Annotated in this window: 9 protein-coding genes; 4 read left to right on the top strand and 5 right to left on the bottom strand. The window is 69.7% G+C overall.

Annotation, left to right across the window (positions count from 1 at the left end; genetic code table 11):
• Positions 1 to 69: 69 nt before the first annotated feature.
• The 3 genes from ACFSJG_RS17540 to ACFSJG_RS17530 form a co-directional block, all read right to left on the bottom strand.
• Positions 70 to 1,092, bottom strand: a complete 1,023-nt coding sequence (locus ACFSJG_RS17540; protein ID WP_378486524.1) for an alpha/beta hydrolase — start codon at positions 1,090 to 1,092, stop codon at positions 70 to 72.
• A gap of 279 nt (positions 1,093 to 1,371) precedes the next feature.
• Positions 1,372 to 3,477, bottom strand: a complete 2,106-nt coding sequence (locus tag ACFSJG_RS17535; protein WP_378486523.1) for a 3-hydroxyacyl-CoA dehydrogenase NAD-binding domain-containing protein — start codon at positions 3,475 to 3,477, stop codon at positions 1,372 to 1,374.
• A complete protein-coding gene (locus ACFSJG_RS17530; RefSeq protein ID WP_378486522.1) occupies positions 3,478 to 4,713 on the bottom strand; it encodes a thiolase family protein in 1,236 nt (411 codons plus the stop codon).
• 216 nt (positions 4,714 to 4,929) lie between these two features.
• On the opposite strand from ACFSJG_RS17530, the gene ACFSJG_RS17525 reads away from it, so the two are divergent.
• Both ACFSJG_RS17525 and ACFSJG_RS17520 read left to right on the top strand, forming a co-directional pair.
• Complete coding sequence (locus tag ACFSJG_RS17525; protein WP_378486521.1) at positions 4,930 to 5,691, top strand: SGNH/GDSL hydrolase family protein; 762 nt, start codon at positions 4,930 to 4,932, stop codon at positions 5,689 to 5,691.
• A gap of 431 nt (positions 5,692 to 6,122) precedes the next feature.
• Positions 6,123 to 6,251: a hypothetical protein gene (locus ACFSJG_RS17520; RefSeq protein WP_378486520.1), complete on the top strand. Its 129-nt coding sequence runs from the start codon at positions 6,123 to 6,125 to the stop codon at positions 6,249 to 6,251.
• A 101-nt stretch (positions 6,252 to 6,352) separates the two neighbouring features.
• On the opposite strand, the gene ACFSJG_RS17515 is transcribed toward ACFSJG_RS17520, so the two are convergent.
• The gene (locus ACFSJG_RS17515) at positions 6,353 to 7,171 is read right to left on the bottom strand and encodes an oxygenase MpaB family protein (RefSeq protein WP_378486850.1); all 819 of its coding nucleotides are present in this window, start codon (positions 7,169 to 7,171) and stop codon (positions 6,353 to 6,355) included.
• Positions 7,172 to 7,519: 348 nt separating this feature from the next.
• On the opposite strand from ACFSJG_RS17515, the gene ACFSJG_RS17510 reads away from it, so the two are divergent.
• Positions 7,520 to 8,143 (top strand): TetR/AcrR family transcriptional regulator, encoded by a 624-nt coding sequence (locus ACFSJG_RS17510; RefSeq protein ID WP_378486519.1) that lies wholly within the window; start codon positions 7,520 to 7,522, stop codon positions 8,141 to 8,143.
• Here ACFSJG_RS17510 and ACFSJG_RS17505 read toward each other — a convergent pair.
• Positions 8,136 to 9,428: an HRDC domain-containing protein gene (locus ACFSJG_RS17505; protein WP_378486518.1), complete on the bottom strand. Its 1,293-nt coding sequence runs from the start codon at positions 9,426 to 9,428 to the stop codon at positions 8,136 to 8,138. The genes ACFSJG_RS17510 and ACFSJG_RS17505 overlap by 8 nt on opposite strands.
• A gap of 185 nt (positions 9,429 to 9,613) precedes the next feature.
• Between ACFSJG_RS17505 and ACFSJG_RS17500 the strand changes: the two genes are divergently transcribed.
• Positions 9,614 to 10,846, top strand: coding sequence for an alpha/beta hydrolase fold domain-containing protein (locus ACFSJG_RS17500; protein WP_378486517.1), 1,233 nt, complete (start codon positions 9,614 to 9,616; stop codon positions 10,844 to 10,846).
• Position 10,847: the final 1 nt, after the last annotated feature.

Raw genomic sequence — 10,847 nt, 5'->3', positions numbered from 1 at the left:
TCGACACGAACGGGATCCGGCGCCGCACTCGCGTGCGGCGCCGGATCCCTCGTGTCGTGGTGTCGGAGCTCAGCCGATGTTGGCCGACAGGTCGGGCAGCATCCGGTTGACCTGGTCCTCCCAGTTCCTCCAGTTGTGGACACCGGTCGGCGGGTAGTCGTAGTGGACGTTCCGTGCGCCGATGCTGTCCATCCGGACCTGGAACGCACGAGTGTTCGCCAGGGCGAGTGCCTCGAGCGGAACGGCCTGGACGATGCCGAGCGCACTGTTCACGTCGCCACCTCCGGGTACCGCGCTGCCCGATGCGATCCACAGTCGGGTGTTGTTGTCCCGGAGCTGGGGTGCGAACACGAACGGGTCCATCCGCAGCCACTGCGGGCCCCACGGCGGCGCCATCGAGTCGATGTTGAAGCCGCCCGCGGAGATCATCGCGACCCGGAGCGCTTCACGCATACCGGGCGCGGACGTGTTGAGGAAACCGGAGTAGGAGCCCGCGAAGCTGAACTGCTGCGGGTAGTACCCGGCCAGGGCGAGCGCGGCGCTGCCACCCATGGACAGGCCGAAGACGCCGTTGCGTGTGGACCGGAATCCGAGCCGGTTGTTCAGCTCACGGGGGAGGTGCTGCGTCAGGAACGTCTCCCACTTGTACGTGTTGCGCTTCCCCGCGACATTGTCGCCCGCGGCTGACGAACCGACCGCCGACGAGCCGGCGGACCCGGTGCTCGACGCGCCGTCGATGCCGAAGAAGTTGCTCGGCGCGTTCCAGTCCAGGTAGAAGCTGGACTGGCCACCGACCGGCATCACGACGTTGATGTTCCATGCGGTCAGCGCCCGCGCGACGTTGGTCTCGATCTCCCAGCCGTTGAGATCGTCTCGCGCCCGCATGCCGTCGAGTGCGTACACGACGCGGTTCGTGTTGCCGTCCGCCGCGCGGAAGACGCGTGACTTGATCGGACCCATCTCGGAGTCGACCCAGAAGTCGAACCCGAAATTCGGGTCGAAAGCCGCGTTCGCGGTGCCGACCGGACCTGCTACCGACGCCCCGAGCGGTAGCACGATCGCCATCGACACCAGAACTGCGCGCTTGAGCATTCCGGTGCGTGTGGGGGAGCCGGTGGCTCTCCCGGTCCTCCATCGACGTAGTCGCATCGTGCTCCGGCCTTTCGTCGGTGCGGCCATGCACAGCCGCGGGTCACGGGCTCGTGCACTCTATCGCGCAAACCGTGTCCCACGTCACCGATGGCACCCGGGTACCGTGCGTGTCGCGTACATCGTGCCTGCTCAGGCGCAGGAATTCGGACGTGGACGGGAGAAGCGAAACGGGCGCGACACGGGAGATCCCGTGCCGCGCCCGTTCGTCGTGAGCCTCGGTTACACGCTGGCAACGCCCGGTGCGAGGAACCGCGTGCCGTTGACGGCCTCGGAGGTGCCGGTGCGATCGAGGTACGGGGTGATGCCGCCGTTCCAGAACCCGAACCCGCCGCCGAGGATGAGGCAGAGGTCGATGTCCTCGGCCGCGGCGACGACGCCCTCGTCGAGCATGATGCGGATCTCCTCGGCGAACGCCCGCCGGGTGCGCTCGAGGACCTCGTCGGCGGTGGACGGCTTGTCACCCTGCGGCCACAGCGCGGCGACCTCCGGGTCGACGACCTGGCCCTCGGGTCCGTAGGTCCACACGCCGGGCTTGCGGGCCTCGACGAGCGCCTCGAGCCCGGGGGAGGACGCGAAGCGGTCGGGGTAGGACGCCTGCAGGGTTTCGCCGGTGTGCAGCGCGACGGCCGGACCGACGAGCGCGAGCAGCGTGAACGGGCTCATCGGCATGCCGAGTTCGGCGATCGCATTGTCGGCGACGTCGAACGGGGTGCCCTCGTCGACGGCGGCCATGACCTCGCCGAGGGTGCGGGTGACGAGTCGGTTGAATACGAACCCGGCCTTGTCACCGCACAGGACGGCGGACTTACGCAGGGACTTCGCGGTCGCGAACGCGGTGGCGAGGGTGGCGTCGTCGGTCTTCTCGCCCTTGATGATCTCGAGCAGTGGGAGCACGGCGACCGGGTTGAAGAAGTGGAACCCGACGACCCGCTCGGGGTGCTTCAGGTCGGCGGCCATCTCGGTGATCGACAGCGACGAGGTGTTCGTGGCGAGGACCGTCTCGGGGGCGATGTGCTCCTCGAGTTCGGCGAACACCTTCTTCTTGACGTCCATGTTCTCGAAGACGGCCTCGATGACGAAGTCGGTCTTCGCGAACGCGGCCTTGTCGAGCGAGCCGGTGACCAGCGCCTTGAGCCGGTTCGCGGCGTCGGGGGACAGGCGTCCCTTGCCCTGGAGCTTGTCGATCTCGGCGTGCACGTAGCCGACGCCCTTGTCGATGCGGTCCTGGTCGATGTCGGTGAGGATCACCGGCACCTTGAGCTGCTTGACGAACAGCATCGCGAGCTGGCTCGCCATCAGGCCGGCACCGACGATGCCGACACCGGTCACCTTGCGGGCGAGCGCCTTGTCGGGGGCGCCCGCGGGCCGCTTGGCGCGCTTGTTCACCAGGTCGAACGCGTACAGGCCGGCGCGCAGCTCGTCGGACATCAGCAGGTCGGCGAGCGCCTCGTCCTCGGCCGCGAAGCCGGCGTCGAGGGTCGCCGGATCGGAGAGGTCGACGGTGCGGGCGGCGTCGAGCAGCGCGACCGTGCGCACCGCGCCGGGCGCGTTGTTCTTGGTCTTGCCTGCGACGATCGCCTTGGCGCGGGCGATGGCCTCGTCCCAGCCCGCGCCGCGGTCGATCTCGGGGCGGGCCGGGACGATGTCGCCGGCGAGGACCTTCGCGGCCCACGCGAGGGACTGCTCGAGGAAGTCGGCGGAGCCGAGGACGGCGTCGGCGAGGCCCAGCTTCGCGGCCTGCGCGGCGCCGATCACCTTGCCGTTGTTGAGCGGGTTCTCCACCGCGATGGTCACGGCGTTCGACGGACCGACGACGTTCGGCAGCAACTGCGTGCCACCCCAACCGGGGACGAGTCCGAGCATCGCCTCGGGCAGGCCGAGGGCGGGCACGTTGTCGGCGTACGTGCGGTAGTGGCAGTGCAGTCCGACCTCGAGGCCGCCGCCGAGCGCGAGTCCGTTCACGAACGCGAACGTGGGGACGGACGAGTCACGCAGGCGCCGGAACACCTTGTGTCCGAGGCGGCCGAGCTCGAGGCCCTGCTCGCGGCTGGTGATCGCGGGGACACCCTTGAGGTCGGCGCCCGCCGCGAAGATGAACGGCTTGCCGGTGACGGCGATCGCGGCCGGGTTGGCGGCGAACGCGGCATCAAGTGCAGCGTCGAACGCCAGCAGGCCCTTCGGGCCGAAGGAGTTCGGCTTGGTGTGGTCGAGACCGTTGTCGAGGGTGACGAGTGCGACCGGACCCTCGATGCCGGGCACCGAGACGAGCTTCGTGTACGCGTTCGTCACGACCTCGTCGGCGAAAGCTGTTGCAATATCAGACATTTACTTGACTCCAGCCTGGTGGCTCGACGGTGTGTAGTCGGCGTGGTGGGGGTTCTCCCAGATGACGGTGCCGCCCATGCCGAGACCGATGCACATGGTGGTCAGGCCGTACCGGACGTCGGGGTTCAGAGCGAATTGGCGCGAGAGCTGCGTCATCAGTCGCACACCCGAGGAGGCGAGGGGATGGCCGCACGCGATCGCGCCGCCCCACTGGTTGACGCGCGGGTCGTCGTCGGCGATGCCGAAGTGCTCGAGGAACGCGAGAACCTGCACGGCGAACGCCTCGTTGATCTCGAACAGGCCGATGTCCTCGATCTTCAGGCCGGTGCGGGCGAGAAGCTTCTCGGTCGCGGGAACCGGGCCGATGCCCATCACGGCGGGATCGACGCCCTGGTAGGCGAACCCGACCATCCGCATCCCGACCTGCAGGCCGAGTTCGGCGGCGGTGTCCTCGCCGGCGAGGATCGCAGCGGTCGCGCCGTCGTTGAGGCCGGCGGCGTTGCCCGCGGTGATCCGCCCGGCGGGGCGGAACGGGGTCTTGAGCTGGGCGAGATCCTCGACGGTGGTGCCGGGGCGGGGCGGTTCGTCCTCGGTCGCCAGGCCCCAGCCTGCGGCGGAGCGGGTGGCGACGGGGGCGAGCATCTCGCCGATGTGGCCGGCCTTGCGGGCGGCGTCGTACTTGTCCTGCGAGGCGACCGCGTACGCGTCGGTGCGGTCCTTGGTGATCGACGGGAACCGGTCGTGCAGGTTCTCGGCGGTGTTACCCATGACCAGGGCGGACGGGTCGACGAGCTTGTCGGCGAGGAAACGCGGGTTCGGGTCGGCGCCCTCACCCATCGGGTGGCGGCCCATGTGCTCGACGCCGCCGGCGATGACGACGTCGTACTGGCCGAAGCCGATGCCGGAGGCGGTGGTGGTGACGGCGGTCATTGCGCCCGCACACATGCGGTCGATGGCGAATCCGGGCACGGTTTCGGGCAGTCCGGCGAGGATGGCGGAGGTGCGGCCGATGGTCAGGCCCTGGTCACCGGTCTGCGTGGTGGCAGCGACGGCCACCTCGTCGATGCGCTCGGGCGGCAGCTGCGGGTTGCGGCGCAGCAGCTCGCGGATCGCCTTGACGACCAGGTCGTCGGCGCGGGTCTCGGCGTAGATGCCCTTGGCCCCCGCCTTGCCGAAGGGGGTTCGGATGCCGTCGACGAAGACGACGCCCCGGCCCTGTGAAGTGGATGGAGACACGCTGTTTCCTCCTGGTGGAGATGCTCACCGTCACCGCCGTCGAGGGCGATGAGGCCTGTGATTGCCTGGTAGCGGCCGTGCGCGTTCGCTACCGGTCGGTAACTTAGTCTACGTCACCATCGAGGGTGTCGGCACGAGCCTGTCGGCGAGCCGCGCGAGTCCCGGGCATATAGTCAATTTGTTGAATAGCAGCGAGGGTTCACGGAGGGTGTCAGGGTGTTCACCAGGTACGTCGCAATCGGCGACAGTCAGAGCGAGGGCCTCAATGACGGTGACGACGACGCCGGCTACCGGGGTTGGGCCGATCGTCTCGCCGGTCGCCTTGCCGCAGTGGATCCGCAGGTGCGATACGCGAACCTGGCGATCCGCGGGCGTCTCGCCGCGCAGGTCCGGATGGAGCAGCTCGGGCCCGCGCTCGCCCTCGAGCCCGACCTCGCCTCAGTGGTGGCGGGGGTCAACGATCTCCTGCGTCCGAAGTTCGATCCGGGCGCTGTCGCGGGGGAGTTGGAGATCGCGTTCGAGGCGCTGACCTCGTCCGGCGCCCACGTGCTCACGATGGCATTTCCCGTGCTCGGTGCCGGGATGCCGGGCGGCTCCGCGATTCGGGCTCGGATCGTGGCGCTCAACGCGGAGATTCGAGCTGCAGCGGACCGCACCGGTGTGGCGCTCGTCGATCTCGAGGCGTATCCCGTGTCGACCGATCCGCGACTGTGGAGCTGGGATCGGTTGCACCTCAACGCCGATGGTCACGAGCGACTCGCTGCCGCGGCCGCCAGCACGCTCGGACTGCCGGGATCGGACCTGTCCTGGCAGGAGGGGCTGGGTCCCGTCCCCGATGTGCGCCCGTGGGACCGTGTCCGCGGTGACGTGGACTGGGCGGTCCGCTTCCTCGGACCGTGGCTGGGCCGACGGGTGCGTGGCACCTCCTCCGGCGCGGGGCGCGTTGCGAAACGCCCGCAGTTAACTCCGGTGCGCTGATCGTGTCGAGGGTCACACCTGCCGGGTCGGTGGGATGTGGCCGATCACACGGGAATTCGGATCTGACTTCGACGTCGCAGCTGCCTTCCGGTGAACGGGAGGCGAATCGCACCCGACATGCCGCATCGTGCGCGGTGACCGAGATCCCATGTACGGCGTACGACGGAGTGATCCGCCTCACGGTGTGTGGCGCGGCTGGGGCGTGGCGCCTACGGCCTGATCTGGCCCGGATCGCCCTCGGTGTTCGACTGTCGGACAATGTGATTCGCCGGCTACTCCGGTCGGTTGCGGCGGCGCGAGCGTTCGGTTCGGCGCTGCCGCTACAGGTGGTCGGGCGTCCCTGTCAAGGCCGTGACCCCGCGCAATCTGGACAGTACGGTCGTCGTGTGTCCACATTCCGGACGCGAATCACACATTGAGGGAGGACAATCGTGGGATCTTCTGAGATCGCAACCATCGTCACCGCTGTCGCGACCATCCTGACGGTCGTCGAGAAGCTCAGCACCGCGAGCAGCGCAGGGGAGGAGACCGCGCCCACCGCGACTCTGTCGGTTCAGTAGTCGCACGGGTAGGTCACAACACGAAAGACGGTGGCGGGCCGAGGATTCACCTCGGCCCGCCATCGTCGTCGTCGCGCAGTGTCCGGTCGGACGGGTCCGGATCAGATCGGCGAGCGGCCCGTCCGGAGGCGCCACCGCAGGTCGGTCATCAGGTAGTTGTACGGGAACTCGCGGAGGACGGTGGGCATCCGCCGGTTCACGGTGGCGATCACCTTCATGAGGCGGTCGAAACGCTTCTGGTCCTTGGCCGTCCACGTGTACTGCATCTGATCGCGGAACTCCTGCGGCAGGAATCCTTTGGTGATGAAGAGGTTGGTCTTGCCGATCAGCTTCGCGGTGAGGGGATGCGCGAACCTGGCACGCGCGATGAAGTCCAGGTGCTCACGGGTGCGGTCGTCGATGTGCACCTTCTTCAGTGACTCCTGCCAGTACTCCTCGAAGGCGTCCCGGGTCTCGGGCCACATTTCGTCCTTGACCTGGAGGGTGGTGCCGAAGACGGCACCCTTCTGGTAGTAGTACTCGCGCTGGGCGGGTGTGTACTCGCCGCGCAGAACGCGGTGGGTGTCCTCGAATCCGCGGTAGATGCAGGCTGCGACCCACAGCTGCAACTCCGGGTCGAGCGCGTTGTACTCGACCGGGCTCTCGTCGGTGGACCGGACCTGGGCATGTGCCCGGTTGACGCCCCGGCGGAAGAGCCGCTTCTCGTCCTCGGTGCCGAGCGACGCGACGGCCAGGAACTGCAGGGTCGTGCGGCTCCGCTTGATCGGGTGATCGAGGAGGCGTCCCGATTCGACCTTGCTCTCCATGACGCCGTAGCCGACCGCGGGCCACGAGAGCTGCATGATGACGTTGGCTGCGCCCGCCATCAGGGACACCCCGTCGACGTACTGCAGGACCGGCCCACCGTCGATCGCGCGGATCGGCTTCTGCGCAGGCGTGGCGGGGGTGTCGGCCACCGCGGTCAGGGGGCGCTCCGCTGCCGCGGCCGCGGGCTCGGCGGTCTTCGGGGCGGGCTTGCGCGCCGCGGACCTACGCGGTGCGGGCTTGGGTGCCGTGGGCTTGGGCGTGGATGCCGCGGCAGTCGCGGGCTCCGCGTCCGTCGCTTCCTCGCGAGCACTGCTCGTGCTCGTTCCGTCCGCTTCCGGTGCCACCGACATCTGCCCCTCCAGGTATCTCGTTCGGTCCTCTCGACCGTATCTGAACACGACTGTACTCAGATATATGTACCGCGTACAAGGGGTCCGTGGAAATGGACGGTCGATGGGAGGATGGACGGCATGACGACATCGGCGCGGGTCTATGCGGGAGTCGAGGGCGACCAGCGGCGGGCGGAACGACGCGCCCAGCTGATCGAGGCCGGGCTCGACCTTCTCGGCGGCCCCGACGGTGAGAAGGCGCTGTCGGTGCGCGGCGTCTGCAAGCGCGCGGGACTGGCCAGCCGATACTTCTACGAGTCCTTCACCGACCGCGAGGCCCTCGCCGTCGCGGTGTACGAGCACGCGGTCGGGAGGATCGCCGAATCGGCGTTGCGGGCGGTCGCCGAGGCTCCGCAGGAGGAGCGGGCACTCGTCCGGGCCGTGGTCGCGACCCTCGTTCGCGAGATCTCGGACGACCCCCGGCTCGGTCGCCTCGTGTTCTCGGCATCGCTGAACACCGTCCTGGCGGAGCAACGACTCGAATCGGTGCGGATGTTCGTCGGGCTGACGATCGCGCAGGCGGTCGACTTCTACGACATGCCGTCCGGACCCGAACTCGACCTCGTCGGCCACTTCGTCGTCGGTGGCCTGGCACAGATCCTCACCGCATGGCTCGACGGCGCCGTCGAGGTGGAGACGGAGGTCCTCGTCGAACGCTGCACGGACCTGATGATCGCTGCGGGGAGCGTCAGGTAGCGGCAGGCCTGCCGAGCGCGGCGGCGAGGACCGGGGCGGTCAGCTCGCGTTGCCACGGCCTGGCGTCCCCGGCGGCCAGGGTCGCGTCCACGAACGCGGTCAGGGCGGCGGCGTCGTCACCGGCATGGTCGGCGGGCACGAAGTCCCAGCACAGGCGGCGGACCAGATCCGGCATCAGCAGGTTCTCGACCGGGACCCGTACCTGCTCGCCGAGCGCGGACAGTCCGGCTCGGGCCGCTGCCAGCCGTTCCGCGGCCTCCGGATGCTTGCGCGCCCACCGCCCGGCGGGGGGAGGGCCGGTGAACGGCTGCGTCACCGGTGGCAGCTCGGACTCGGGCAGGGCCCTGGCACGCTCGAGCGCCTGGAGCCACACCCGCGAACTGCGGCGCTGACGGGGTCCGCCGAAGACCGGCAGCGCCCGGAGTGCGTCCACGGACATCGGGTTCGCCGCGGCGGCCGCGGTGATCGCCGAGTCCGGCAGGATGCGTCCCGGTGCGATGTCGCGACGCGCGGCGATCTCGTCGCGCGCCCGCCACAACTCGCGTACGGCGGCCAGCTGGCGCGGTGACTTGAGGGAGTGGATCTGCGAGGTGCGGCGCCAGCGGTCCGGCTTCGGCTTCGGCGGACCCGCGAGTCGGACGTGCTCGAATTCCTGTGCAGCCCAGTCGGTCTTGCCCTGGGATTCGAGTTCGGCCGCCATCGCCTCTCGCAATTCGACGAGTACCTCGACGTCGAGGGCTGCATAGTTCAGCCACGATTCGGGCAGGGGGCGGCGGGACCAGTCGTCGGCTCCGTGGCCCTTCGTCAGCTCCAGGCCGAGCAGTCGCTCGACGACCGCGGCGAGGCCGACCCGGTCGAATCCGGCGAGCCTGCCCGCGAGTTCGGTGTCGTAGAGGGTCGACGGGCGGAGGCCGAGGTCGGCCAACCCGGGCAGATCCTGGTCCGCCGAGTGCAGTACCCATTCGAGGGGATTGATCGCGTCCGCCAGCGGGCCGAGATCGTCGGTGACGGGGATCGGATCGACGAGGACCGTGCCTGCTCCGGCGCGACGGAACTGCAACAGGTAGGCGCGATTCGAATACCGGAAGCCGGACGCCCGCTCCGCGTCGACCGCGAGGGGGCCGGTGCCGCCCGCGAGCCGGGCGGCCGCCTCCGCGACCGCGCGGGGAGTGTCGACCACCTCGGGCACTCCGCCGGAAGGGACGAGGAGCGGGACCGCCGTGGACTCAGGCGAGGTGGATTCAGGCGCCGCGGATTCAGGCGACGGGACACTCGGCTCCGACATGGTCAGTGACTTTACGACGGAGTCCGCCGTCGTTCCGGAACGACCCGGGGGAGAGCGTGCCGTGCTCTACATTCGATCCTGGGGACACTCCCGGACGGACCATCCGATCGGCCCGGCCGAGCGAGGTGCATTCGGGAACACGCGCGGCGTCGTCGCCCGGCGCCCGAGACGGTGGGAGGCAGCGGATGAGCGTCACTTTCGCACTTCGGCACGCGGTGAACGCGGCCGCGAGCATCAACGCGCTGCGTCCGATGGACGGTCCCCGCAGCGCGGTACCCGCGTTCCTCGCAGGGTGGTTGACCTCGGAGCTGGCGCCCCAGCTTCTCGCGGCGACCGTCGTCGATGCCGGCGCCCACGCGGCGCGGCGCGGCGTACGCACCCCGACCGATCGGATCGGGCTCGCGCTCGCGGCCGCGTCGGTCGCCGGTCTGGCCGCGACGATCGCCACCGGCAGTCGTGCGGGCGCGGAGATGGACGCCGCGCTCGCCGCGGCCGGGGTGGACGCTCCCGGCCGCGGCCCCGTCGACTGGCGCTCGTCGTCGCGGCCGTTCGCGTACCGCCGCGACGGTGTGCGCCGCATCCGGAATCTCGCGTACGCGCCCGGTGGCAAGCGCTTCCACGTCGACGTCTACCACCGCCGGGACACCCCCGCGGGAGCGCCGATGCTGCTCCAGGTTCACGGCGGTGCGTGGGTCCTCGGAAACAAGGACCAGCAGGGTCTGCCGCTGATGGTGGAGATGGCGTCGCGCGGCTGGGTGTGTGCGGCGGTCAACTACCCGCTGTCGCCTCGGGCCGTCTGGCCCGACCATCTCGTCGCGCTCAAGCGGGCGATCGGCTGGATGCGCGCGGAGGGCCCGAAATACGGCGGGGACCCGGGGTTCCTCGCCGTCACCGGCGGATCCGCGGGCGGCCACCTGTCCACCATGCTCGCGCTGACCGGCAACGACCCCGCCCTGCAGCCCGGATTCGAGGACGTGGACACGTCGGTGCAGGCGTGCGTGCCGTTCTACGGTGCCTACGACTTCACCGGCGAGTCCGGCATCCCGGCGGTCCGGATGCGGGTCGAGTCGAAGCTGACCCGGATGGTGCTCGGCAAGGACGCGGTGTTCCCCGAGTCCTACCTCGCGGCGTCACCGCTCGCGAGGCTGCACGCGGACGCGCCGCCGTTCCTCGTCATCCACGGGACCAACGACTCCCTCATTCCCGTCGCCGAGGCCCGCGACTTCGTCGGGCGACTGCGTGCGGTGTCGAGCAACCCGGTCGCGTATGCGGAGCTGAGGGGCGCGCAGCACGCGTTCGACATCTTCCACTCGGTGCGCAGTGACCAGGTCACGACACGCGCCGCGGCGTTCCTGGACTGGACGCGAGCGCGTGCCGGATCGGGGACGACGCCGGAGGCGGCGTCGGCGAGCACGTAGC

The sequence above is a fragment of the Rhodococcus gannanensis genome (assembly GCF_042681175.1).
GTDB lineage: Bacteria > Actinomycetota > Actinomycetes > Mycobacteriales > Mycobacteriaceae > Rhodococcus_G > Rhodococcus_G gannanensis.
The sequence above is the reverse complement of the archived record's forward strand: the minus strand, read 5'-3'. Positions and strand labels throughout refer to the sequence as shown.

Bases quoted from the DNA above. Each gene is read 5' to 3' on its own strand.
- ACFSJG_RS17540 (WP_378486524.1), bottom strand. From the start codon at position 1,092: ATGCTCAAGCGCGCAGTTCTGGTGTCGATGGCGATCGTGCTACCGCTC.
- ACFSJG_RS17535 (WP_378486523.1), bottom strand. From the start codon at position 3,477: ATGTCTGATATTGCAACAGCTTTCGCCGACGAGGTCGTGACGAACGCG.
- ACFSJG_RS17510 (WP_378486519.1), top strand. From the start codon at position 7,520: ATGGACGGCATGACGACATCGGCGCGGGTCTATGCGGGAGTCGAGGGC.
- ACFSJG_RS17505 (WP_378486518.1), bottom strand. From the start codon at position 9,428: ATGTCGGAGCCGAGTGTCCCGTCGCCTGAATCCGCGGCGCCTGAATCC.
- ACFSJG_RS17500 (WP_378486517.1), top strand. From the start codon at position 9,614: ATGAGCGTCACTTTCGCACTTCGGCACGCGGTGAACGCGGCCGCGAGC.